We start from the raw sequence: 24,219 nt of genomic DNA, 5'->3' as shown, positions 1-24,219 counted from the left end.
CGAGGAGGGGCGGGGTCAGCCGAGGAGGGGGTCCAGGCTCACCGTGAGGCCGGGACGGTTGCGCACCGCGCGGACGGCCAGCAGCACGCCGGGCATGAAGGACACCCGGTCGTACGAGTCGTGGCGGATGGTCAGCGTCTCGCCGGTGCCCCCGAAGAGCACCTCCTGGTGGGCGACCAGGCCGGTGGCGCGCACCGCGTGGACGCGTACCCCGTCGATGTCGGCGCCGCGCGCACCCGGCACCTCGTCCTTGGTGGCGTCCGGCACCGGGCCGAGACCGGCTTCGGCGCGAGCCTGGGCGATCTGCCGGGCGGTGTGCGTGGCGGTGCCGCTCGGGGCGTCCAGCTTGCGCGGGTGGTGCTGCTCGATGATCTCGACGGACTCGAAGTGCCGGGCGGCCCGCGCGGCGAACTGCATCATCAGCACCGCGCCGATGCCGAAGTTCGGGGCGATGACCACGCCGACCTCCGGCTTCTCGGCCAGCCAGCCGCGCACCTGCTCCAGCCGCTGCTCGGTGAAGCCGGTCGTGCCGACCACCGCGCTGATGCCCTGCTCGATGGACCACTTGAGATTGTCCATGACGACGTCCGGCGTGGTGAAGTCGACGACCACGTCGGCACCGGAGACGGCGGAACGGCTGTCGCCCTGGTCGATCGACGCCACCAGTTCGAGGTCGTCGGCGGCGTCGACCGCCCTGCAGACCTCGATGCCCATCCGGCCGCGGGCACCGAACACGCCGACGCGGGTCTTCTCCTGCTCGTCAGTCACGCGGCACAACCTATCCCAATCGGGACGTGCCACCGCCGCCGGATCCGGTCCGCTCCACCGACCGGGATGTGCCCCCGGCCCTGCGGGCGACGGGCCTCAGGCGGAGAAGTCGCCCTCGCCGAACGGGCCGACCACGGCCAGCGACATCGGCCGGCTGAGCAGCTCGGCGGCGAGGGTGTTCACGTCCGCGACGCTGACCTCGTCGACCCGCCGGAGCAGCTCGTCCACCGGCATCAGGTCGCCGTAGAGCAGCTCACCCTTGGCCAGCCTGCTCATCCGGGAGCCGGTGTCCTCCAGGCCGAGCACGAACGAGCCCTTGCTCATCCCCTTGCCCCGGGCCACCTCGGCCTCGGTCAACCCGTCGGCGGCCACCCGGGCCAGCTCGGCGCGGGTCAGGGCCAGCACCTCGTCCACCTTGCCCGGCGCGCAGCCGGCGTAGACGGCGAACAGGCCGCTGTCGGCGTACTGGCTGGCGTAGGAGTAGACCGAGTACGCCAGGCCGCGCTGCTCACGGATCTCCTGGAAGAGGCGGCTGGACATGCCCCCGCCGAGGACGTTGTTGAGCACCCCGAGGGCGAAGCGCCGGTCGTCGGTGCGGTCGATGCCGGGGCAGCCCAGCAGGACGTGCGCCTGCTCGGTCTCCTTCGGCTCGACCAGTGTGGTGGCCGGCTTGGTGCGTACCGCCGGAGTGGCCGCGCGGTGTGCGGCCGGTGCGGCCGGGTCGCTGTCCAGTGGCGTGCCGCGCACGGCCTGCCGGACCAGCTTGACCACCGCGGCGTGGTCGAGGTTGCCGGCCGCGGCGATGACGATCTGCGGTGCGGTGTAGCGACCCCGGTAGAAGGACTGGATCTGCTTGCGGGTCATCGGCGTGACGGTCTCCTCGGTGCCGGAGATCAGTCGGCCCAGCGGGTGGTCGCCGTAGACGGCCCGGGCGAAGAGGTCGTGCACCTCGTCACCGGGTTCGTCGTCGTGCATGGCGATCTCCTCCAGGATCACGCCACGCTCGGTCTCCACGTCGGCCGGCTCCAGCAGCGAGTCGGCGACCAGGTCGCACATCACGTCGATCGCCAGCGGCAGGTCCTCGTCCAGCACGCGGGCGTAGTAGCAGGTGTATTCCTTCGTCGTGAAGGCGTTCGTCTCGCCACCCACCGCCTCGATCTGCGAGGAGATCTCCAAGGCGGTGCGCTTGTGGGTGCCCTTGAAGAGCAGGTGCTCCAGGAAGTGCGCGGCACCGGCCTGCGGACGGGTCTCGTCCCGCGAACCCACCGCCACCCAGATGCCGAAGGACACGCTGCGCATCGCCGGGATCGCCTCGGTGAGCACGCGCAGGCCGCTGGGCAGCACGGTACGACGTACCGTGCCGCCCAGCGGGTCGTCGCTGAGCGTCCGGGTCACCGCGCGGGCGGCGCCGCCGGAGCGGCCCGCCCCATTGTCCCGGGACGCAGCCACCCCCCGTCGATCCGGTGGAAACGGCGCACTGAAGGCCCGACTCACGTGTTGCTCCCGGTTCGACGAGGGGTGGGTGTTGCAGGTGCTGGTGGTCAGCTGTGCCGGGTCCGGCGGCGCGGACGCTCGCCGCCCTCGCCACCACCCTCGCCGCCGCCGTTGCCGCCGTTGCCGCCCTCGCCGCCGCGCTCCGGGCCACGACCGCCACGGTCGCCGCCACGCTCACGGTCACCGCGGTCACGCGGGCCCCGGTCACCCCGGTCCCGACCAGCCGGTCGGTCGCCGCCAGCGGCCTCACCGGCGGCCGGAGCCTCGGCGCCCTCCGGGCGAACCTTGTCCAGGTAGATCTTGCCGCGGGCGTCGATGTCCGCGATCTCGACCTCGACCCGGTCACCGACGTTGAGGAAGTCCTCAACGCGCTCGACCCGCTTGCCGTCGCCCACCTTGGAGATGTGCAGCAGGCCGTCGCGGCCCGGCAGCAGCGAGATGAACGCGCCGAACGCGGCGGTCTTGACCACCGTGCCGAGGAACCGCTCGCCCTGCTTGGGCAGCGTCGGGTTGGCGATCCCGTTGATCCGGTCGACGGCCGCCTGGGCCGACGGGCCGTTGGTGGCGCCAACGTAGATCGTGCCGTCGTCCTCGATGGAGATCTCGGCGCCGGTCTCGTCCTGGATCGCGTTGATGGTCTGACCCTTCGGGCCGATCACCATGCCGATCTTGTCCACCGGGATCTTGACGGTGGTGACCCGCGGCGCGTAGTCCGACATCTCGGCCGGAGCCTCGATCGCGGCCCGCATGACACCGAGGATGATCTGCCGGGCCTCGTTCGCCTGCTGCAGCGCGGCGGCCAGCACGTCCGACGGGATGCCGTTGAGCTTGGTGTCGAGCTGCAGCGCGGTAACGAACTCCGGCGTGCCGGCGACCTTGAAGTCCATGTCACCGAACGCGTCCTCGGCGCCGAGGATGTCGGTAAGCGTCACGTACTGCGTCTTGCCGTCCACCTCGTCCGAGATGAGCCCCATGGCGATGCCGGCGACCGGCGCCTTCAGCGGCACACCCGCGGAGAGCAGGCCGAGCGTCGACGCGCAGACCGAGCCCATCGAGGTGGAGCCGTTGGAGCCGAGCGCCTCGGAGACCTGCCGGATGGCGTACGGGAACTCCTCGCGCGACGGCAGCACCGGGATCAGCGCACGCTCGGCGAGCGCACCGTGGCCGATCTCGCGCCGCTTCGGCGAGCCGACCCGGCCGGTCTCACCGGTCGAGTACGGCGGGAAGTTGTAGTTGTGCATGTAGCGCTTGCGGTTCTCCGGGGACAGCGTGTCCACCATCTGCTCCATGCGGAGCATGTTCAGCGTGGTGACACCCAGGATCTGGGTCTCGCCGCGCTCGAACAGCGCCGAACCGTGCACCCGGGGCAGCACGCCGACCTCGGCGGTCAGCGGCCGGATGTCGCGCGGGCCGCGGCCGTCCATGCGGACCTGCTCGCGCAGCACGCGGTTGCGCACCTCGGACTTGGTCAGCGAGCGGAAGGCGGCGCTGAGCTCCTTCTCCCGACCCTCGAACCGAGCGCCCAACTCCTCGGCGACCCGGGCCTTGACCCGGTCCAGGGCTTCCTCGCGGTCCGCCTTGCCGGCGATGGTGACCGCCTCGGCCACCTCGCCGCGGGCCAGGTCGGCGACCGCGTCGTACACGTCGTCCTGGTAGTCCAGGAAGACCGGGAACTCGGTGACCGGCTTGGCGGCGACCTCGGCCAGCTCGCTCTGCGCGCGGCACAGCTCACGGATCGCCGGCTTGGCGGCCTCCAGGCCGCTGGCGACGATCTCCTCGGTCGGGGCGGTGGCACCGGCCGAGATGAGGGCGACGGCGTTCGGGGTGGCCTCGGCCTCGACCATCATGATCGCGACGTCGCCGTCGTCGAGGGTGCGGCCGGCCACGACCATGTCGAAGGTGGCGCGGGCCAGCTCCTCCAGGGTCGGGAAGGCGACCCACTGGCCGTCGATGTGGGCGACCCGGGTCGCGCCGATCGGGCCGGAGAACGGCAGGCCGGAGAGCTTGGTCGACATCGAGGCCGCGTTGATGGCCACCACGTCGTACGGGTGCTGCGGGTCGAGCGCGAGGATGGTCTCGACGACCTGGACCTCGTTGCGCAGGCCCTTCACGAAGGACGGGCGCAGCGGCCGGTCGATCAGGCGGCAGGTGAGGATCGCGTCCTCGCTGGGCCGACCCTCACGGCGGAAGAACGAGCCGGGGATGCGGCCCGCGGCGTACATCCGCTCCTCGACGTCGACGGTCAGCGGGAAGAAGTCGAACTGCTCCTTCGGGTGCTTACCGGCGGTGGTGGCGGAGAGGACCACCGTCTCGCCCAGCTGGGCGATGACGGAACCGGCGGCCTGGCGAGCCAGTCGACCGGTGGAGAAGGTGATCTCGCGGGTGCCGAAGGACCCGTTGTCGATCACGGCGGTGCGGGATTCGGTGCCGAGTTTGGTCTCGGTCATGTGCTGTCGTGCTCCTTCGCGTCGTGGGCCCGCGACGTCGGGGAGCTGCTCAGCCGGCCGGTCTTCGATCGAAGCGCCCGGGTGGCCGGCGTACTGCCGGGTTCCCGGGGGCCACTACCGGAGACCGGTACGCTGACCGGCTCCCTCTCGGGTTGGTCGCGCGGCCCGTGTTCTTCAGGTGGGACGCCGATCGGGGGAGCGGCCGGTGGGCCACTCCCCCGTCACGTCACCGGCGCAGACCGAGCCGCTCGATGAGCGTCCGGTAGCGGGCAATGTCCTTCTTCTGGACGTAGTTGAGCAGCCGACGGCGACGGCCGACCAGCAGCAGCAGCCCACGGCGGCTGTGGTGGTCGTGCTTGTGCACCTTCAGGTGCTCGGTCAGCTCGGCGATCCGCTTGGTGAGGACCGCGACCTGGACCTCCGGCGAACCGGTGTCGCCCTCGGCGGTCGCGTACTCCGCGCGGATGCTGGCCTTGGCTTCCTGGTCGAGCGCCATGTTCTCCCTGTTTCGATGGGTTGATCAAGTAGGTGTCCGTCGTCCCGATGGACCGGGAACGGACCGGTACCTCGCACCCGCGGCGTCGAGCAGGCACGCGAGGCCCCACGCCGGTCACCCGACGTCCCCGCAAGACTACCAGCACCCACGGGTAACAGCCGGCCAAGGGCCTGCGCGGCCCGGTGGATGATCAGCTCAGAGCGCGCCGGGTGCGTGCGACGTCCTGTTCGATCTGGGCGATCAACGGCTCGATCGAGTCGTAGCGGACCTGACCGCGCAGGTGCGCCACGAAGTCCAGGGCCAGCCGCTCGCCGTACAGGTCGCCGTCGAAATCCAGCGCGTACGCCTCCACCCGCCGCTCCCGACCGGAGAAGGTCGGGTTGGTGCCGACCGACACCGCGGACATCAGCGGCTCGGACTGACCGCGACGGATCAGGCGGGCGGCGTACACCCCGTCGGCGGGCACCGCCGCGTACCGGTGGCAGAGCAGGTTCGCGGTGGGGAACCCCAGCACCCGGCCGCGCTGGTCACCGCGGACCACCACGCCCTCCACCCGGTGCGGGCGGCCCAGCGCGGCCGCCGCGGCGCCCACGTCACCGGCGTCGACGCAGGAGCGGATGTACGTGGAGGAGAAGACCGTGCCGTCCGCGGCGACCAGCGGGCCGCCCTCCACCCCGAAGCCGAAGGTCTTCCCCAGCCGCTCCAGCAGCGCCACGTCGCCGGCCGCGCGGTGCCCGAAGCGGAAGTTGCCGCCCACCACCACCAGCGCCGCGTGCAGGTGCTCGACCAGGATGTCGTGCACGAACTGCTCGGGCGGCAGCCGGGAGAACTCCGGGGTGAACGGCACCACGCAGAGCACGTCCACGCCGAGCGCCTCGATCAGTTCCGCCTTGCGGGCCGGCTCGGTGAGCACGGCCGGGTGCGAGCCCGGGCGGACCACCTCGGCCGGGTGCGGGTCGAACGTGACCACCACCGACTGCACGCCCAACTCCCGGGCCCGGGCCACGGCGTGCCCGATGGTCGCCTGGTGCCCCTTGTGCACGCCGTCGAAGACGCCGATGGTGACGACCGAGCGTCCCCAGCCGCCGGGCGCCGCGTCGTACCCCCGCCACCGCTGCATGCCGTTCCTTTCCTGCTGTCCCGCTGTTCGGCGGGTCGACACCGCCGGCCGGAAGCCGGCGGACCTCGTCCCGCCGTCAGGCCGGGGCGAGCACGATCTCCGCGCGGGCCCGCCCGTCCCGCTCGCTGACGATAGCGATCAGCCCGCCGGTCGGTCCGAAGACGGCGTACGGCCCGGCGATGCCGGCGGGGTCCAGCGGACCGCCGTGGCCGAGCACCTTCGCCTCGTCGGGTGTCGCCTCCCGGCGCGGGAAGAACCGGTCGGCCGCCGCGTCCAGCGGCAGGTTCACCACGGCCGGGGCGCGCTGCTCCAGCTCGTCGAGCGTGGCCGCCTCGGCGAGGGTGAAGCCACCCACCGCGGTCCGGCGCAGCGCGGTGAGGTGCCCACCGACGCCGAACGCCAGGCCCGCGTCCCGGGCGATGGCCCGGATGTACGTGCCGGAGGAGCAGGTGACGTCCACGTCCACGTCCACCACGTCCGGCTCGGTGCGGCGGATCGCCAGCACCTCCAGCCGGGAGATGGTGACCCGCCGCGCCGGCAGTTCGACGCTCTCGCCGTCGCGCACCCGCTTGTACGCCCGCTGCCCGTCGATCTTGATGGCGCTGACCGCGCTCGGCACCTGGTCGACCTCCCCGGTCAGGGCCGTCAGCGCGGCGCGGATGGCCTCGTCGGTGACGTGACCGGCCGGGGTGCTGGCGATCACGTCGCCCTCGGCGTCGTCGGTGACGGTGGCCTGGCCGAGCCGGATCGTGCCGGTGTAGCTCTTGCCCGCGCCGATCACGTAGGTCAGCAGTCGGGTGGCCCGCCCCACACCGATCACCAGGACACCGGTGGCCATCGGGTCGAGGGTGCCGCCGTGCCCGACGCGGCGGGTCTTCGCCAGCCGGCGGATCCGCGCCACCACGTCGTGCGACGTCATGCCGCCGGGCTTGTCGACCACGATCAGACCATCGGTGCTCACGTCGCCCAAGCCTGCCAGACAGCCTCTCGGCGACCGGAGTCGCCCGGCGCCCTCCGGCCGACCCCGGCCCGCTGTCGCCACGGCGGCGCCCGGGTGCCGGCTGCTGCTGGGCGCGCCGAACGGGACAGCGCCGTCGTCGGCCGAATGCGAAGATCACACGCCCGTTCCCGCCGAACCAGGACTACACGATGACCAGCGAAGACCCCGCCAGCCCGCCGAACACCACCGACCCGTACGCGGTCGCCAGCGAGACCGACGACATCCGGGTGCCGGACTGGATGCGGGGGCCGGCGACCGAAACCCCCGTGACCGGCGCTGATCGGCTGCGGCTGGGCTGGGAGCAGCACGCGGGCAAGCTGCTCGGCGGCGTCGGCGGGCTGGTCGCCCTGGTGCTGCTGGCCGTGCTGGCCTGGAGCGGGTACAGCGCCGTGCAGCGGATCCACGACGGGGAGCCGCTGCTGGGTCAGGGCTCCTCCACGGCGCCGCCCCGGCCGGTCGACGAGAGCGGCAACAGCCTCGGACCGTTCGTCGGCACGCCGGCAGAGACGTTCGCCGTGGGCGCGGCGGCCATCACGCTCCCGGCGGCCAAGGCTGCCGCGCCGTTCACCGCCAAGCAGGTCGGTGACGCGTTGGCGAAGGTCAAGGGGGCGTTGATCCAGAGCCGACTCGACCCGTCCATGCTCTTCGGCGATCCGGACCAGTTCCTCGCCCTGCTGGCCCCGGACGCCCGCGCCGACCTGCGCAAGGACTTCGCGCAGGGGACGAACCTGAACTACGCCACCCGGGTCGACCGCGCCGCCGACCCGAACCTCGACCTCGCCGACGGCATCCGGGCCAGCGGCACCGTGGAGTACCGGTCGACGACCGACAGCGACGGGATCCGGGTGCTGGCGATCACCACCCGGTTCATCTGGGTCTACTCCTTCGACCTGCCCCGCCCGCAGGCGTACGCCCCGGGCGCCGAACTCGTCACCCTCCGGGACCAGGTCGTCTGGCACGTGCCGCACCCCGACGACGTGCGGGCGGGCTCGGCCGGGCTGTGGGTGGACAGCGCCGACGTGACGGTGCTCAACGCGACCTGCGCGGCGATCCGCAAGGGCCGGATCGACCTGGAGATCGCGCCCGAGGTAGGCCTGCCGAACACCGCGCCGACCGGGGACATCTACGACCCGGGTTGGCGTCCCGGCGACGGCGAGGACTGCTGAGCCGGGGGCAGGCCGTCAGCGGATCGCGCCGACCACGGCCCAGGCGCCGCTGCGCAGGCGCAGCAGCAGGGCGACCAGCCGGATCGCCACGAAGAGGGTGAGCCCCGCCCAGATGCCGCCCAGCCCCAGGTCGAGCCCGTACGCCAGCCAGATGGCCGGCAGGAAACCGCCAAGCGCCGCCACGATGGTGAGGTTGCGCAGGTAGCGGACGTCGCCCGCGCCGATCAGCACGCCGTCGAGCGCGAACACCACCCCGGCCAGGGGCTGCATGGCGACGAACCACGGCCAGGCCACCATGGCCTGCTCGCGTACCTGCTCGTCGGAGCTGAACCAGGACGGTACGACGCCGGCGCCGGCGGCGATGAGCAGCGCGAAGGCGACGCCGCAGACGCCGCCGAGCAGGCCGATCCGGCGGGCCAGCGCGCGGGCGTCCGCCGCGTCGCCGGCGCCGAGCGCGGCACCGACCAGGGACTGCGCGGCGATGGCGAGGGCGTCGAGCACCAGCGCCGTGAAGAACCAGAGTTGCAGGGCGATCTGGTGTGCGCCGACGGCGGCGGCGCCGAAGCGGGCGGCGACGGCCGTCGCGGAGAGGAAGCTGGCCTGAAACGCCACGCCCCGGATCAGCAGGTCCCGGCTGAGCACGAGTTGCTGGCGGATCACCCGGGGTCGGGGCCGCAGCGAGACCCGTTCGGCGACCAGCGCCGCGGCGAAGAGCCCGCCGGCGATGGTCTGGGCGACCACGTTGGCGACCGCCGAACCGGTCAGGCCGAGCCCACCGGGATAGACCAGCAGCGGGCAGAGCAGCGCGGAGAGCAGGTTGGGGCCGAGCACGAAGAACAGCGGCCGCCGGGTGTCCTGCACGCCGCGCAGCCAGCCGTTGCCGGCGGCGGCGAGCAGCAGGCCGGGGGCGCCGAGCGCCGCGATCCGCAGCCACCCGGCGGCGGCGTCGGCCACGTCGCCGGGACCTCCGGCGAGGTTACGCGCCAGCGCGCCCCCGCCGATCTGCATGCCGATCGCGACCAGCAGCCCGACGCCGAACGCGAGCCACGACGACTGGACTCCCTCGGCCACTGCCGCCGCCCGGTCGCCGGCGCCGAAGCGGCGGGCCGACCGCCCGGTGGTGCCGTACGCGACGACGGTGCCGAGCCAGGCGGTGAGCGTCATCACCGTGCCGCCGACGGCGAGCGCCGCCAGGGGCACCCGACCGAGGTGACCGACGACGGCCGTGTCGACGAGCACGTAGAGCGGCTCGGCGGCGAGGACGACGAGGGCCGGCAACGCGAGGCCGGCGATGCGGCGTGGCGAGGCGGATCGGTCGGTGGTGGCAGGGTGGCTCATCGCCGCCGATCCTGGCACGACGACGGTAAGGATCGCAATCCCGCCGAGGACTTACTCCATCGGCGGCGTCACCGCCCGGAGGACTGGCTCACTGGCGGGTGTCCATCGACGTCTGCAGTGCGCGGCGGGCCTGCTCGCGGGCGTCGTCGGTGGTGGTCTCGGGCTTGGGCTTGTTCGGCATGGTGGCGCTCCTTCCAGGGTGCGAGCCACCGGCACGCGGCAGCCCTCACGGGCGGTCGTGCTGAGCGCCCCACGGCGGTCCGGGGTTACCGGAGCAGCCGACTGGGCAGCGTGAGCCCGGGTCGGTCCGACCCTGGAGGGAGGCAGCGCGAGGTGTGGCACCACCGCCCACGACCTGCATCACCACGTGATGCCGGCCGCCTCCCAAGTTATCGTTCAGGTCCACATGCTGCTCCCGGTTCCCGCCATTTGGACGGTGGCAGCCCGGCTCAGCGGGCCAGGAAGTGCCAGCCCAGCCACCACCAGAACCCGAACAGACCGATCCTGCCCACCGGCACCGAACCGACCTCGTAGCGCATCACGTACGCGCAGACCTCGCCCAGGGTCGGTATGCGGGATCCCTCCCGCCGGGCCAGCCACTCGACCCCGACGAACAGGGCCAGGGCGGTGAGGAAACCGCCGATCGCGAGTGCCCGCATCATCGCCGCACCAGCCCCCAGAACGCGGCCAGCCAGGCGAACCAGGCCGCCGACCGGGTCAGATGATCCTCCAGCAAGGGGTCGGCCAACCGGGAGAAGGTGGGGAAGTCGTCGCCCACGGCCAACACGAAGGTCGCGCCCTCGAAGACCCCGAAGACCACCACCGGCAGTGCCCACCAGGCCGCTCCCGGGCCCAGCCGACGCGGCGCCGGCCGCCGGGGCACCCGGTTGCTCAGACCGAGCCAGATCAACACGCCGCCGGTGCCGAGCGTGTAGAGATTGGCCTCGGTGGAGAACGACGCGAACCGGCCGCCAACGAGGGACAGGCAGAGGAGAACCGGGACGGAGACGGCGGGCCGGTCCCAGGCTCGGGGGGCCTCCACGGTGAGGTCGTGCGGCTGCTCCATCCCGCAATTCTTCCCGTTCTCACGGAGCGCGGCTAGACCGACACCCCCCGGAGCTGACCCTGAACTTCCCGCCTCGGACGGAAACGTGAACGGGCCTGGTCAGCTGCGCCGGACGACCCGGGAGCGGTCAGGCGTCGCCGGTGATCAGTGCCCCGGCCAGCTCGCCGCGGATCGCCTCGATGACGTGCTCGGCGGTCCCCCGGCCGGTGAACCCGGCCGCGAAGGTGTGGCCACCCCCGCCCAGCGCCACCGCCACGCGACTGACGTTCACCGCGCCCTTGCTCCGCATCGACACGGCCCACTCGTCGGGGGCGGTCTGCTTCAGCACGCAGCTCACGTCCGCCTCGGCGGTGCAGCGCACCGAGTCGATCAGCGCCTCCAGGACGTACGGGCGCTGGTCGTGGCGGGCCAGGTCGTCGAGGGTGGCGAAGGTCCACACCAGCCCCCGGCCGTCGGCGGCGGCCGGCTCCAGCCGAGCACGGCCGAGCACCTCCCCGAAGAGACGGACCGCGCCGAAGGGTCGGGTGTCGAACACCCGCCGGGAGATGTCCCCGGGCGAGATGCCGGTGGACAGCAGCCGGGCGGCAAGCTGGTGCACCGCCGGAGTGGTCGCCTCGAACCGGAACGAGCCGGTGTCCGTGGTCAGCGCCACGTACAGGCACTCGGCGATGGCCCGATCCAGCGGTACGCCCAGTCGCGCCAACAGCTGCTCGGCCACCACCGACGTGGCGGCGGCCCGCGGGTCGACCAGGTTGACGGTGCCGAAGCCCGGGTTCGAGGCGTGGTGGTCGAGCACCAGCACGGCAGGAGCCGTCGACAACCGACCGGCCAGCTCACCGAGGCGCGACTCGCTGGCCGCGTCGAAACAGATCACCAGATCCGGAGCCGGGTCCGCGGCGCTCGCCGGGACCAGCAGCTCCAGGCCGGGCAGCCCCCGGAACGGCTCGGGCACCTCCGGCGGCCCGGGAAAGGTCGCCTGCAACCGGTGTACGCCGAGCTGGCGCAGGCCCAGACCGAAGCCGAGCATGCTGCCCAGCGCGTCGCCGTCCGGGTTGACATGGCAGATCAACAGCACCCGGCTGGTCGGCCCGACGGCGCGGATCAGCGCCTGGGCCGCGGCCCAGTCCGCCTCGGCCGGGCCGGCGTCGACCGGCGCGACGAGTTGGGCACCGGCGGCGCCCGTCACCGCGCTGCCCCACCCCGGGGGATCTCCGTGACGTCGGCGGCCACGTCGGCCTCGTCGTCGTCGGTCTCGTCGTCGTCGACCCGGTACGGCTGCGCCTCGCCCGCGTACTCCGCCCGGGCTGCCAGCCGCTGCACCTCCGCGTCGGCGTTGCGGGCGGCGGCGAGCAGATCGTCGATGTGCTTGACCTGGTCCTGCACGTCGTCCAGGACGAAGGTGAGCGTCGGCGAGTGCCGCAGCCCGAGCGCCTTGCCGACCGTGCTGCGCAGCAGCCCCTTGGCGCTCTCCAGAGCCGCCGCGGTGTCCGCCTGGGCCACCGCGTCGCCGAGGACCGTGTAGAAGACCGTCGCGTCGCGCAGGTCAGCGGTGATCCGGGCATCGGTGATGGTGATCATGCCGAGCCGCGGGTCCTTGATCTGGCTCCGCACCACCGACGCGACCAGCTCACGCACCCGTTCCGCGTGCCGGCGTACCTTGGCCGGATCAGACATCTCGCCACCTCCACGGCGTCCTGCTCCCGGCCGACCCGGCGACCCGGGGGCCGCCGGCCCGACCGGCCAACATCTCGAACACTACCTTCGCGGCGGCACCGGTCGCCCGGCACCGCCGGCACCCCGTTTCAGTCGTCGTCCACGCCGTACAGCCGGCGTCGGACCGACAACAACTCGACCTCGGGACGCGCGGCCACCAGGCGCTCGCAGGAGTCGAGCACCTCGCGGACGTGCGCCGCTTCGGCGGCGACCACGGCCACCGCTATCTCCGCTCGACCGTGCAGGTCGAGCGCACCCACCTCGGCGGCCGAGACCTCGAAGCGGCGCAGCGCCGCCACGATCGGCCGTACATATGATCTCTTGGCTTTGAGCGACCGGGAGTCGCCCGGCAGCAGCAGGTCGAAGACCGCGTTTCCGGTGAACATCGCCCCGGACGATACCGGCAACCCGCCCCGCATGATCAAGGGGTTTACGCCGGTTGGCGTAAACCCCTTGATCAGCGTGTCACTGCCGGATCAGGCGCGAGCCTTCTCCCGCATCTCGAAGGTCTCGATGACGTCGCCGACCTGGACGTTGTTGTAACCACCCAGGGTCAGACCACACTCGAAGCCCTCGCGGACCTCCGTGGCGTCATCCTTGAACCGCTTGAGCGAGGTGATCGTGAGGTTGTCCGCCACGACCGCCCCGTCCCGCAGCAGGCGCGCCTTCGCGTTGCGCCGGATGATGCCCGACCGGACGATACAACCGGAGATGTTGCCGATCTTGGACGAGCGGAAGACGTCGCGGATCTCCGCGCTGCCCAGCTCGACCTCCTCGTACTCCGGCTTGAGCAGGCCCTTGAGCGCTGCCTCGATCTCCTCGATGGCCTGGTAGATGATCGTGTAGTACCGGATCTCCACGCCCTCGCGGTCGGCCATCTCGCGGACCTTGTTCGAGGCCCGCACGTTGAAGCCGATGATCGTGACCGGCTCCGACGAGGCACTCGCGAGCATGACGTTGCTCTCGGTGATCGCGCCGACGCCCCGGTCGAGGACCTTGAGCTGGACCTCCTCGGGGATGTCGAGGTTGAACAGCGCGTCCTCCAGGGCCTCCACCGAACCGGAGACATCACCCTTGAGGATGAGGTTGAGCGACGTCTTCTCGCCCTCCTTGAGCTGCTCCATGAGCGTCTCAAGAGTGGCCCGACCACGGGAGTTGGCGAAGGACGCCGCCCGCCGCCGTGCCTGCCGCTGCTCGGCGATCTGCCGCACCGTACGGTCGTCCGCCGCGGCGAGGAACGTGTCGCCCGCGCCGGGAGGCGCGGTCAGACCCAGCACCATGACCGGACGCGCCGGACCGGCCTCGGTGAGCTGGTTGCCGTTCTCGTCGAGCATGGCCCGGACCCGGCCGTGCGCCCCACCGGCGACGATCGAGTCGCCCGCCCGCAGGGTGCCCTTCTGCACGAGCACCGTCGCCACCGCACCGCGACCCTTGTCCAGGTGCGCCTCGATCGCCACACCCTGCGCCGGCCCGTCGATCGGAGCGGTCAGCTCCAGCGACGCGTCGGCGGTCAGCAGGACAGCCTCGAGCAGTTCCTCGATGCCGATGCCCGGCTTCGCGGCCACGTTGACGAACATGGTGTCGCCGCCGTACTCCTCGGCGACCAGGCCGTACTCGGTCAGCTGCTGGCGGACCTTGTCCGGGTTGGCCTCCGGCTTGTCGACCTTGTTGACCGCGACCACGATCGGCACGTCGGCCGCCTTGGCGTGGTTCAACGCCTCGATGGTCTGCGGCATCACGCCGTCGTCGGCCGCGACCACCAGGATCACGACGTCCGTCACCTGGGCACCACGGGCACGCATGGCGGTGAACGCCTCGTGACCCGGGGTGTCGATGAAGGTCACCGCGCGGTCCTCGCCCTCGTGCGGGACGTGGACCTGGTAGGCACCGATGTGCTGGGTGATGCCACCGGCCTCGCCGGCCACGACGTTCGCCTTACGGATCGCGTCGAGCAGCTTGGTCTTACCGTGGTCGACGTGACCCATGACGGTCACGACCGGCGCACGACTGACCAGACGCTCCTCGGCCACCTCCGCGTCGAGGTCGATGTTGAACTGCGCGAGCAGCTCGCGGTCCTCGTCCTCCGGGCTGACGATCTGCACCTCGAAGCCGAGGTGCTCACCCAGCAGCTGCAGGGTGTCGTCAGAGCAGGACTGGGTCGCGGTGACCATCTCGCCCAGGTTGAACATCTCCTGGACCAGCGAACCCGGGTTGGCGTTGATCCTGTCGGCGAAGTCCGACAGCGAGGCGCCACGGGAGAGCCGGACGACCTGACCCTGACCCCGGGGAGCACCCGAGCTCATGGTCGGAGCCGACAGGTTGTCGAACTCCTGTCTGCGCTGCTTCTTGGACTTGCGGCCACGCGTCGGCCGGCCACCCGGACGCCCGAAGGCACCCGCGGCGCCGCCGCCACGGCCACGACCGCCGGCACCCGGACGACCGCCGCCGCCCGAGGGAGCGCCCGGACGGAAACCACCGCCGGGAGCACCGCCACCGCCGCCGGGACCGCCACGGTAGCCACCGCCACCGCCGGCACCCGCGCCACCACCGGGGCCGCCGCGGTAACCGCCGCCACCACCGGCGCCGCCGCCGGGACCACCACGGAAACCGCCGCCACCGCCACCGGGGCGACCCGCGCCGCCACCGGGACGACCGGCGCCACCCGGGCCGGGACGACCGGCAGCCGGACGCTGACTCGGCATGGACGCCGGGCTGGGCCGCGGCGGCATGGAGTTCGGGCTCGGCCGCGGCGGCATACCCGCCGGGCTGTTGGGCCGGGGGCCACCCGCACCCGCGGCCGGCGGCCGCTGCTGCTGGCCACCCTGGATGCCGAACGGGTTGTTACCGGCGCCGCGCGCCGGCGGACGACCGCCCGGTCGGGCACCGGGACCCGGCGCCGGCGTGCTCGGCCGAGCGGCCGGCGAACCGGGACGGGGCGGCATCGCGGCCGGACCCGGCCGCGGACCGGGGCGGTTGCCGTCTGCCGGAGGCTCCCGGCGAACGGGGTTTTCCCGCTGCTGCTGGCGGGCGGCCTGCGCGGCCTTGACCGCGGCCTCCTGCTCAGCCTTCAGCGCGGCGGCACGCGCCTCCGCGGCCGCCACCTCGATGTCGTGGGCACTCGCCGGCTTGGCGACCGGGGCCGCGGACTGCGGCGCACCGGGCACCGGACCCTTGGGCTTCGGACCGGGTGCCGGCGCGGCCGGCCGCCGAGGCGGCATCGGCTTCGCCGAGACCCGGGGGGCGCCCGGGGTCGGAGACGGCGTCGGGGTCGGCGTCGAAGCCGGCGTCGGCGCGGGCGCCGACGGGGCGGCCGGCGCCGGAGCACCGGACGACGCGACGAATGCGTTACGCAGCCGTCGGGCGACGGGCGCCTCGACCGTGCTGGACGCGGACTTGACGAACTCGCCCATTTCCTTCAGCTTGGCGAGAACGGTCTTACTCTCGACCCCGAGCTCTTTTGCAAGCTCGTGTACGCGGGCCTTGCCTGCCACTGCACTCCTCACTCCGAGGTCGTGCGGGCAGCACCCGCAGCGACCTCACTCGTGCACTTGAAGCCTGGTCATTTCAGGGACTTCATCGTGTGCTCATGTCGGTCGTCCTACCCTGCTAGCGACCCTCGCCCGGTCGGGCTGACCGGACGTAGTGGTTGGCGCATCGACGTGCTCTGCCAGCACACCGTGGTCGAGGACCTCGGTGATGCGCAGCGCTCGCCCGAAGGCTCGGCGCCGCACCGCCAGCGCGAAGCAGGCCGGATCCGGGTGCATGTTCGCTCCCCGACCCGGCAGCCTGCGGCGCGGATCAGGCCGGAGGCTGTGACCAGCCTCGTCCCCGATCGCGACGACCCGCAGCAATTCGCTGGCCGGCGCACGTTGCCGGCAACCCACACAGGTGCGCTCCGGCTGCGCGCGTCGTACCACTGGAGGAAGTCTACCCCTAGCTGCCCGAGATCGCGCCGCCCGGCTCCGGCACATGCTCGGCCGCGCCGCGCGCGGCCGGGGCGGTCTGCTCCGCGTCGGACCGGATGTCGATCCGCCAACCGGTCAACCGGGCAGCGAGTCGGGCATTCTGCCCCTCGCGGCCGATGGCGAGCGAGAGCTGGAAATCCGGGACGGTCACCCGGGCGGCCCGACCGGCCAGGTCCACCACCTCGACGCGCAGCGCCTTGGCCGGCGACAACGCGTTACCGACGAAGGTGGCCGGGTCGTCCGACCAGTCGATGATGTCGATCTTCTCACCGTGCAGCTCGCTCATCACCGCGCGCACCCGCTGGCCCATCGGGCCGATGCAGGCGCCCTTGGCGTTCACCCCGGGGGTGGTGGAACGGACGGCGATCTTCGTACGGTGACCTGCCTCACGGGCGATCGCGCCGATCTCGACCGTGCCGTCGGCGATCTCCGGGACCTCCAGCGCGAACAGCTTCTTGACCAGGGCCGGGTGCGACCGGGACAGGGTGATCTGCGGCCCGCGCATGCCCTTGGCCACGTGCACCACCACGCACCGGATCCGCTCGCCGTGCGCGTACCGCTCGCCGGGCACCTGCTCGGACTGCGGCAGCACGCCCTCCAGCTTGCCCAGGTCGACGCTGACGATGCCCTTCTCGGTACGGGTCTCGTGCGCCTGCACCACGCCGGTGACCAGGTCACCCTCGCGGCCCACGTACTCGCCGAAGTGCACCTCGTCGGTGGCCTCCCGCAGACGCTGGAGGATCACCTGTTTGGCGGTCATCGCGGCGATCCGCCCGAAGTCGTGCGGCGTGTCGTCCCACTCACGCACCAGGGAACCGTCGTCGTCCATCTCCTGCGCGTACACCAGGGCCGCGCCGGACTTGCGGTCGATCTCCACCCGGGCGTGCGGCTCGGCGCCGTCGGTGTGCCGGTAGGCGGTCAGCAACGCGGTCTCGATCGCCGCGAGAATCGTGTCGAACGGGATCTCCCGCTCGCGCTCGAGTGCGCGCAGCGCCGCGAGGTCGATGTTCACCTCTCCTCGTCCTCCACATCATCTTCGTCGTCGATGTCGTCTGAATCGTCGTTCTCGTCGGTCTCGTCCGCGTCGTCGAACTCGTCCGGCTCACCCAGCTCGGCGAGGCGGGTGAACTCGACCTGCACGCGGCCCGGGCCCAGCTGGGCGTACGCCCACAGGGTCTGGCCGTCGTCGGTCTCCAGCCGCACGCCCTCGTCGTCGGCCCCGACCACCCGGCCGGTCAGCTGGCGGTCCCCGGAGGGCTGCTCGCCGCGCTGGCCGGGCAGCGCGACCGCGCCCCGGACGGTGACCTTGACCAGCCGGCCCACGTTGCGCCGCCAGTGCCGGGGTAGGGTGAGCGGCCGGTCCACACCCGGCGAGCTGACCTCGAGCTGGTATTCCCCGGCGAGAATGTCGCCGCCGGTCTCCTCGGCGGCGTCCAGGGCGGCCGAGACCGCGCGGGAGACGTCCGCGACGGCGTCCAGGTCGATGCCGCCGTCGGCGTCCACGATCACCCGCACCACGTGCCGGCGGCCGGCCCGGGAGACCGACAGGTCCTCCAGGTCGTAGCCCACGCCGTTGACCACCGGCTCGATCACGGTCCGCAGCCGGGTACGCCGTGCCGCGAGATCACCGCCGCCGCGCGGGGCGGCGCCGTCGCGCGGACCGCGGGAGCCCGCGCCGTCGCGGGGTCGACCCGTCGACCTGGTGGCACGGCCACGCTGCGTCATCTGCGCACCCTCTCCCTGGTCGACCGGGACCCTCGTCCCGCCATGCCGGCACGCCACCGGAGCGGACGCGCCGGTGGCTGCGCAGAGCGTAACGCGCCTGCCCGGCGGCGGACCGGGCGGCGCACCGACGGCGATGGCCCCCGGACCGGCCCGGATGGTGTTCACTGGCTCGGTGGGGATCGGCAGAACGACACCGCGCGACCAAGTATCCGGACATAACCGGCGAAACCTCCTGCGCGTCGGGGCGCTGCTGGCGCTCGGCTGCGCAGCGGCGCCGCTGACCGGCTGTGATCTTTTCGACCGCGACGACGAGCCGGCGCCACCGCCGGACCCGCTGCGCCCGATGGTCGACGAGTCGCTGGGCCTGGCCGCCGCGTACCGGGCGAGCGCCGCCGCCCACCCGGAGCTGGCCGACCGCCTCGGCCCCATCGCCGAGACACACACCGCGCACGCCACCGAGCTGGCCCGGGTGATCGGCCTCGCTCTCCCGTCCACACCCGCCGCCGACCCGAGCGCCACCGCGGCGACCGAGCCGGCCGGCGCGCTGGCCGCCCTGCGCGCGCGGGAGAAGACCGCACAGCAGTCCGCCACCGCGGCCTGCGCGGCGGCGCCCGCCGAGCGGGCGGCGCTGCTCGGGTCGATCGCCGCCGCGCGGGCCACCCACCAGGAGGCACTGAAGTGAGGCAGCCCACCTCCGGGGAGGCGCTCGCCGCCGCCCTCTCCGCCGAGTACGCGGCCATCTACGCCTACGGGCGGATCGGCGTCCGGCTCACCGGGGCGGCACGCGAGGCCGCACACCAGGCGGAGGCCGCACACCGACGACGGCGCGACGGGCTGGTCGTGCAGCTCAGCACCACCGGCGGCACCGTTCCACCGGGCCGGGCCGGGTACGCGCTGCCGTTTCCCGTCATCGACCGGGCGAGCGCGTTGCGGCTGGCCGTCGAGGTGGAGGAGCGCACCGCGGCGCACTGGCGGGCCGCGTTGGCGTCCACCACGGGCCCGGACCGCGACCAGGCGCTGGCCGCCCTGGTCGAGTACGCCGTACGGGCCGCGCGGTGGCGCAAGACCGCAGGGGTGACCCCGGCGACTGTCGCATTTCCCGGCCGCCCGACCTGAACCTGGTCCACTCCGGTTGCGGAGCGCATACCAGGTATGCATACTCCGTTGCCATGTCCATCCGTCACGGGCTGCTCGCCCTTCTCGAACGCGGCCAGATGTACGGCTACCAGCTGCGCGCCGCGTTCGAGGAGTCGACCGGCTCGACCTGGCCGCTGAACATCGGGCAGGTCTACACCACGCTGTCCCGGCTGGAACGGGACGGTCTGGTGCGCCCGCTGCCGGAGAGCGAGGCCGGGCAGCGCCCGTACGAGATCACCGACGCCGGTCGGGCGGACCTCGCGCTGTGGTTCGCCACCCCGATCAGCCGCACCGACCGCCCCCGCGACGAGCTGGCGATCAAACTGGCCCTGGCGCTCACCACCCCCGGAGTGGACGTCCGCTCGGTGGTGCAGGCCCAGCGCAGCGCGACCATGCGCACGTTGCAGGAGTTGACCCGGTTGAAGTACGGCAGCGACCGCCCGGAGGACCTGCCGTGGCGACTGGTGCTGGACTCGATGGTGTTCCAGGCCGAAGCTGAGGTGCGGTGGCTGGACCACTGCGAGACCAGTCTGGTCCGGCTCCAGCCCAACGGGCCGACGCCACCCCCGACCCGGCCGCCCGACCCCGGGGCGTCCGACGGCGCGCGGTGGGCCGACGAGGAGGCGCGACGGTGAGCGGAACGGACGACGCGGTGCTGGAGCTGCGCGCCGTCCACCGCACCCACGGGTCCGGCCCGGCGGCGGTCCACGCGCTGCGCGGTGTCAGCCTGGTCGTCCGGCCGGGCGAGCTGGTCGCCGTGATGGGCCCGTCCGGTTCGGGCAAGTCGACGCTGCTGGCCCTCGCCGGTGGGCTGGACCGCCCGACCCGCGGCGACGTCCGGGTCGAGGGCCAGCCGCTCGGGGCGTTGGATCGCCGCGGGCTGGCCCAGCTGCGCCGCCGCCGCATCGGTTACATCTTCCAGCAGCTCAACCTGCTGGCCAGCCTGAGCGCGTTGGAGAACGTCGCGCTCCCGCTGGAGCTCGACGGCGTCGGCGGCCGGCGGGCCCGTGCGGCGGCTCTGGCCGCGTTGACCGAGGTGGGCCTGCCGGCGCTGGGTGACCGCTTCCCGGACCAGCTCTCCGGTGGTCAGCAGCAGCGGGTGGCGATCGCCCGCGCGCTGGTCGGCGAGCGGCGGCTGGTGCTCGCCGACGAACCCACCGGGGCGCTGGACTCGCAGACCGGCGAGGCGGTGCTGCACCTGCTGCGCCGCCGGGTCGACGCGGGCGCCGCCGGCATCCTCGTCACCCACGAAGCGCGCCACGCCGGCTGGGCCGACCGGGTGGTGTTCCTGCGCGACGGCGTGCTGGTCGACACGACGGCCCCGCTGGGCAGCGTCGAGCAACTGCTGTCCGGCAGCGACCGTTGACCCTGCGCCGGACGCCGCTGGCACGCCGCCGCGTCGATCCCCCGGCGGTCGGACCGGTGACACCGCCCACGCCCGTCGGGCGGCGGAGGTTCGCCGAACTGACCGGCTCGTGGCGGGCGGCGCTGCGGATCGCCCGACGCGAGTCGCGCCGGGCACGTCGGCGTACCGCCCTGGTGCTCGCGATGATCGCCCTGCCGGTGCTGGTGCTGGCCTTCCTCGCCACGAGCTACGACATGTCCGAACTGACCCCGCAGGAGCGTGTCGACCGCCGCCTCGGCGTCGCCGACGCGGAGCTGCGGTGGTTCGCCGAGACCCCGGTCATCCAGGACGAGTGGGGCGACAGCTGGTATCCCCGTGACGACAGCCAGTCAGCGATCGGCCGCCCGGCCACCGCCGCCGAGGTGACCGCGTTGCTCGGCCCCGGCAGCCGGGTCACCGAGGTCCGCGCCGGAGGCCCGGTGACGGTGCGGGGCCCGAGAGGCGACGAGACCCTGCAGGGGCGGGTTCTCGACCTCGCCGACCCGCTGGCCCGGAGTCTGGTGCGGTTCCGGTCGGGGCGGGCGCCGCAGCAGCCCGGCGAGGTCGCGGTGAGCCCGGCCGCGCTGCGCCGCCTGGACGTACGCCTGGGCGACGCCGTGGCCACCGCCGACCGGGCGAGGACGTACGCGGTGGTCGGGGTTGTCGAGTTTCCCGACGACCTCGGCCCGGTGATGGCGCTGCACCCGGCGGCCGTCGGGCGGGCCGATCCGCAGACGGAGAGCCGCTGGCTGGTCGACGTTCCCGGCGTCGTCGACGCGGCGATGGTGTCGCGGCTCAACGACCACGGGGTGGTGGTCGCGCCGCGCCACCTGCCCGCCTCGGCGACGTCGTCCCGCAGCTGGATCGGCTACGCGGACACCACCGACCTGAGCACCGGCGTGCTGATCGCCGGTCTCGGGTTGCTGGAGGTCGTGCTGCTGGTCGGACCGGCGTTCGCCGTGGGGGTCCGCCGTCGGCGCCGGGACCTGGCGCTGGTTGCCGTGGCCGGCGGGGACGCGGCCCAACTGCGTCGGGTCGTGCTCGCCGACGGGGTGGTGCTGGGCGTGCTGGGCGCCGCGGCGGGGTTGCTGCTCGGTGTCGGCGCGGCGTTCGCCGGTCGTCCACTCATGGAGCAGTACGTCTTCGGCGCCCGCTTCGGCGGGTACCGCTGCTGGCCCTCGGCCCTGGTCGTGCTCGGCGGGGTCGCGGTGCTGGCCGGGGTGCTGGCCGCGCTCGCGCCGGCCTGGACGGCGGCCCGGCAGGACGTCGTCGCCGGGCTCGCCGGGCGACGTACCCCGCCGCCGCCCCGGGCCCGCGCCCTGACCCTCGGGTTGACGCTGGTGGTCGGTGGGGCGGCGCTCGCGGCGTTCGGGGCCAGCCGGACATCACCGGCGGTGATCCTGACCGGCCTGATCCTCGGTGAGCTGGGCCTGGTCTGTTGCACGCCGACGTTGATCGGCGCGCTCGCCCGGCTCGGCCGGGTGCTGCCGCTGGCGCCCCGCATCGCGCTGCGCGACGCCAGCCGCAACCGGGCCGCCGCGGCGCCGGCCATCTGCGCCGTGATGGCGGCGGTGGCCAGCAGCGTCGCGCTCGGCGGATACCTGGCCAGCGACGGGGTCCGCGACGCGCGCACCTACCAGCCGATGCTGCCCACCGGTCACGTCCTCATCAACCCCCAGGAGCCGGGCCGGCAGCCGGAGCCGACGTTGGCCCAGATCGACGCCGTCGCACGGGCGCAGCTGGGCGCCACCGCCGTCGCACCCGTACGCACGCCGCTCTGCTCCTCGACCGACGGCGCGGCGGACTACTGCTCCGTCGGGCCGGAGATCCCGCCCGAGCGCGTCTGCCCCTTTGTGCCCGGGGACAGGCTGTCGGCGACGCAGCGTCGCCAGGCGCGGGCCGACCCGCGTTGCCGGAACCGTGCCGCGGACTACTTCGGCAACGGCGTCGAGACAGTGGTGGACGACGGCAGCGCGCTGCCGCTGCTCACCGGCGCCGACGCGGCGGCGACCGCCGCCGCCACCGCCGTGCTGCGCGCCGGGGGCGTGGTGGTGACCGACCCGCGCTACCTGCACGACGGCCGGGTGACGGTGCAGGTCAACGAGGTGCGGGCCGGGCGGGACGAGGCGACCACCACCCGGCACGACCTGCCCGGGTACGCGTTGCCGCCCACGGTCGGCCAGCCACGCCTCCTGCTCTCCGCGTCCGCCGCCCGACAACTCGGTCTGAGCCCTGTCCAGGCGGGCTGGGTGGTCGACACTCCGGCGCCGCCCAGCCAGCGCCGGCAGGATCGATTCGCCAAGGACCTGCGGGCCTTCGGGACGTTCTCCCTCCAGGTGGAGCAGGGCGCCGCCCCGCGCGACGACTCACCGCTGCTGCTGCTGCTCGCCGCGGCGGCCGGAATGATCACGGTGGGCGCGGCCGGGATCGCCACGGCGCTCGCCGCCGCGGAGGGCCGCGCCGAACTGTCCACCCTCGCCGCGGTCGGCGCGGCCCCTGCGGTACGCCGACTGCTGGCGATCTGTCAGGCCGGGGTGATCGCCGGTCTCGGTTCGGTGCTCGGCATCGTGGCCGGGCTCGGCACCGCGGCGATCGTGCTGTTCTCGGCCAACCGGGAGTACGCCACGGCCTGGCCGGCACGGGAGCCGTACCCGTACCTGGTGCCGTGGCCGGCGCTGGGCGTGCTGGTGCTGGTGCCGGTGGTGGCGATGCTCGGCGCGGGCCTGTTCACCCGGTCGGGGCTGCCGATCGAACGGCGCCTGGACTGAACCCGGGCCACCCGGGGGCCGGGGGCCGGAACCGGACCGTCCGGGGGTGCCGTCGGGGCGGGGCAGCCGGCAGACTGAGCGACGTGTCAGCGCTCGCAACCCTCACCCGTCGACTCGGCCACCACCGCTGGTTCGGGTCCGCCGCCCGCCTGCTGGTCCCCGCCGACCGGATCGTCGGCCGGCTCACCCGGGGCCGGGTGGTCGCGCTCGGTGTGCTCCCGTCCCTCGTGATCACCACGACCGGTCGCCGCTCGGGCAAGCCGCGCAGCAATCCGCTGCTCTACGTGGCCGACGGCGACGCGTACGCGGTGATCGGCTCCAACTGGGGGCAGACCCACCAGCCCGGTTGGGCGATGAACCTGCTCGCCGACCCGGCCGCCGAGGTGGACGTGAAGGGTCGCCGGTTCCCGGTGCGGGCCGACCCGGCCACCGGGGCCGAACGGGACCGCCTGTGGCACCTGCTGGTCACCGAGTGGCCGGCGTACCGCACGTACGTCGAGCGGGCCGGCGGCCGGGAGATCCGCATCTTCCGGCTGGTGCCGACCGGGCGCGGCGTGCCGGCCGACCCCCCGTCGGCTGGCTAGGCTGACGCCAGTCGCTTCAGGCGGAGGTTGACCCGTGAGCGCGAGGAG

23 protein-coding genes are annotated in these 24,219 nt (G+C 73.3%); 7 read left to right on the top strand and 16 right to left on the bottom strand.

The genetic code is table 11. From position 1 onward, the window contains the following. Nucleotides 1–15 precede the first annotated feature (15 nt). The 6 genes from dapB to truB all read right to left on the bottom strand — a co-directional run bounded on the left by dapB (nt 16) and on the right by truB (nt 7,286). Nucleotides 16–768: a 4-hydroxy-tetrahydrodipicolinate reductase gene (gene dapB / locus ACFYPH_RS20530; RefSeq protein ID WP_355066852.1), complete on the bottom strand. Its 753-nt coding sequence runs from the start codon at nt 766–768 to the stop codon at nt 16–18. 96 nt (nt 769–864) lie between these two features. Continuing rightward, nucleotides 865–2,262 carry a pitrilysin family protein gene (locus tag ACFYPH_RS20525; protein ID WP_354857676.1) on the bottom strand — a complete coding sequence of 466 codons (1,398 nt, stop codon included), beginning with the start codon at nt 2,260–2,262 and terminating at the stop codon, nt 865–867. Nucleotides 2,263–2,309: 47 nt separating this feature from the next. After that, nucleotides 2,310–4,709 (bottom strand): polyribonucleotide nucleotidyltransferase, encoded by a 2,400-nt coding sequence (locus tag ACFYPH_RS20520; protein WP_354857674.1) that lies wholly within the window; start codon nt 4,707–4,709, stop codon nt 2,310–2,312. Nucleotides 4,710–4,935: 226 nt separating this feature from the next. Next, nucleotides 4,936–5,205, bottom strand: a complete 270-nt coding sequence (gene rpsO / locus ACFYPH_RS20515; protein WP_007456699.1) for a 30S ribosomal protein S15 — start codon at nt 5,203–5,205, stop codon at nt 4,936–4,938. A 190-nt stretch (nt 5,206–5,395) separates the two neighbouring features. Next, nucleotides 5,396–6,325, bottom strand: a complete 930-nt coding sequence (locus tag ACFYPH_RS20510; RefSeq protein ID WP_355066853.1) for a bifunctional riboflavin kinase/FAD synthetase — start codon at nt 6,323–6,325, stop codon at nt 5,396–5,398. Nucleotides 6,326–6,401: 76 nt separating this feature from the next. After that, nucleotides 6,402–7,286 carry a tRNA pseudouridine(55) synthase TruB gene (gene truB, locus ACFYPH_RS20505; RefSeq protein ID WP_355066854.1) on the bottom strand — a complete coding sequence of 295 codons (885 nt, stop codon included), beginning with the start codon at nt 7,284–7,286 and terminating at the stop codon, nt 6,402–6,404. Between the two features lie 188 nt (nt 7,287–7,474). On the opposite strand from truB, the gene ACFYPH_RS20500 reads away from it, so the two are divergent. Beyond that, nucleotides 7,475–8,491, top strand: coding sequence for a hypothetical protein (locus ACFYPH_RS20500; RefSeq protein WP_387183842.1), 1,017 nt, complete (start codon nt 7,475–7,477; stop codon nt 8,489–8,491). A gap of 15 nt (nt 8,492–8,506) precedes the next feature. On the opposite strand, the gene ACFYPH_RS20495 is transcribed toward ACFYPH_RS20500, so the two are convergent. The 10 genes from ACFYPH_RS20495 to rimP form a co-directional block, all read right to left on the bottom strand. Further along, nucleotides 8,507–9,829: an MATE family efflux transporter gene (locus ACFYPH_RS20495; RefSeq protein WP_387183839.1), complete on the bottom strand. Its 1,323-nt coding sequence runs from the start codon at nt 9,827–9,829 to the stop codon at nt 8,507–8,509. Between the two features lie 449 nt (nt 9,830–10,278). Then, nucleotides 10,279–10,488 (bottom strand): DUF6186 family protein, encoded by a 210-nt coding sequence (locus ACFYPH_RS20490; protein WP_234588302.1) that lies wholly within the window; start codon nt 10,486–10,488, stop codon nt 10,279–10,281. Next, nucleotides 10,488–10,895 carry a hypothetical protein gene (locus ACFYPH_RS20485; RefSeq protein WP_354857662.1) on the bottom strand — a complete coding sequence of 136 codons (408 nt, stop codon included), beginning with the start codon at nt 10,893–10,895 and terminating at the stop codon, nt 10,488–10,490. The genes ACFYPH_RS20490 and ACFYPH_RS20485 overlap by 1 nt, the downstream gene beginning before the upstream one ends. 127 nt (nt 10,896–11,022) lie before the next feature. Further along, nucleotides 11,023–12,081: a bifunctional oligoribonuclease/PAP phosphatase NrnA gene (locus ACFYPH_RS20480; RefSeq protein ID WP_387183836.1), complete on the bottom strand. Its 1,059-nt coding sequence runs from the start codon at nt 12,079–12,081 to the stop codon at nt 11,023–11,025. After that, nucleotides 12,078–12,569 (bottom strand): 30S ribosome-binding factor RbfA, encoded by a 492-nt coding sequence (gene rbfA, locus ACFYPH_RS20475; protein WP_387183833.1) that lies wholly within the window; start codon nt 12,567–12,569, stop codon nt 12,078–12,080. The genes ACFYPH_RS20480 and rbfA overlap by 4 nt, the downstream gene beginning before the upstream one ends. Nucleotides 12,570–12,697: 128 nt before the next feature. Next, nucleotides 12,698–12,994 carry a DUF503 domain-containing protein gene (locus ACFYPH_RS20470; protein ID WP_234588255.1) on the bottom strand — a complete coding sequence of 99 codons (297 nt, stop codon included), beginning with the start codon at nt 12,992–12,994 and terminating at the stop codon, nt 12,698–12,700. Nucleotides 12,995–13,084: 90 nt separating this feature from the next. Beyond that, the gene (infB, locus tag ACFYPH_RS20465) at nt 13,085–16,099 is read right to left on the bottom strand and encodes a translation initiation factor IF-2 (RefSeq protein ID WP_354857655.1); all 3,015 of its coding nucleotides are present in this window, start codon (nt 16,097–16,099) and stop codon (nt 13,085–13,087) included. 93 nt (nt 16,100–16,192) lie between these two features. Further along, nucleotides 16,193–16,525, bottom strand: a complete 333-nt coding sequence (locus ACFYPH_RS20460) for a YlxR family protein (protein WP_266251254.1) — start codon at nt 16,523–16,525, stop codon at nt 16,193–16,195. Nucleotides 16,526–16,541: 16 nt separating this feature from the next. After that, on the bottom strand, nt 16,542–17,585 hold the full coding sequence (gene nusA, locus ACFYPH_RS20455) for a transcription termination factor NusA (RefSeq protein ID WP_354857652.1): 1,044 nt from the start codon (nt 17,583–17,585) through the stop codon (nt 16,542–16,544). Beyond that, nucleotides 17,582–18,298 carry a ribosome maturation factor RimP gene (gene rimP, locus ACFYPH_RS20450; RefSeq protein ID WP_363939714.1) on the bottom strand — a complete coding sequence of 239 codons (717 nt, stop codon included), beginning with the start codon at nt 18,296–18,298 and terminating at the stop codon, nt 17,582–17,584. Before rimP ends, nusA begins: the two co-directional genes overlap by 4 nt. A gap of 154 nt (nt 18,299–18,452) precedes the next feature. Between rimP and ACFYPH_RS20445 the strand changes: the two genes are divergently transcribed. The 6 genes from ACFYPH_RS20445 (at nt 18,453) to ACFYPH_RS20420 (ending at nt 24,171) form a co-directional block, all read left to right on the top strand. Beyond that, nucleotides 18,453–18,980, top strand: coding sequence for a hypothetical protein (locus tag ACFYPH_RS20445; RefSeq protein ID WP_387184213.1), 528 nt, complete (start codon nt 18,453–18,455; stop codon nt 18,978–18,980). Continuing rightward, on the top strand, nt 18,977–19,414 hold the full coding sequence (locus ACFYPH_RS20440; RefSeq protein WP_387183828.1) for a ferritin-like domain-containing protein: 438 nt from the start codon (nt 18,977–18,979) through the stop codon (nt 19,412–19,414). The genes ACFYPH_RS20445 and ACFYPH_RS20440 overlap by 4 nt, the downstream gene beginning before the upstream one ends. A 53-nt stretch (nt 19,415–19,467) precedes the next feature. Next, nucleotides 19,468–20,070 (top strand): PadR family transcriptional regulator, encoded by a 603-nt coding sequence (locus tag ACFYPH_RS20435; protein WP_355066858.1) that lies wholly within the window; start codon nt 19,468–19,470, stop codon nt 20,068–20,070. Further along, nucleotides 20,067–20,801: an ABC transporter ATP-binding protein gene (locus ACFYPH_RS20430; RefSeq protein ID WP_355066859.1), complete on the top strand. Its 735-nt coding sequence runs from the start codon at nt 20,067–20,069 to the stop codon at nt 20,799–20,801. Before ACFYPH_RS20435 ends, ACFYPH_RS20430 begins: the two co-directional genes overlap by 4 nt. 56 nt (nt 20,802–20,857) lie before the next feature. Beyond that, nucleotides 20,858–23,587 (top strand): FtsX-like permease family protein, encoded by a 2,730-nt coding sequence (locus ACFYPH_RS20425; protein WP_387183823.1) that lies wholly within the window; start codon nt 20,858–20,860, stop codon nt 23,585–23,587. Nucleotides 23,588–23,670: 83 nt separating this feature from the next. Then, nucleotides 23,671–24,171: a nitroreductase/quinone reductase family protein gene (locus tag ACFYPH_RS20420; protein ID WP_354857637.1), complete on the top strand. Its 501-nt coding sequence runs from the start codon at nt 23,671–23,673 to the stop codon at nt 24,169–24,171. Nucleotides 24,172–24,219: the final 48 nt, after the last annotated feature.

It is taken from the genome of Micromonospora sp. NPDC005252 (genome assembly GCF_042872475.1).
Taxonomy (GTDB): Bacteria; Actinomycetota; Actinomycetes; order Mycobacteriales; family Micromonosporaceae; genus Micromonospora.
The sequence above is the reverse complement of the archived record's forward strand: the minus strand, read 5'-3'. Positions and strand labels throughout refer to the sequence as shown.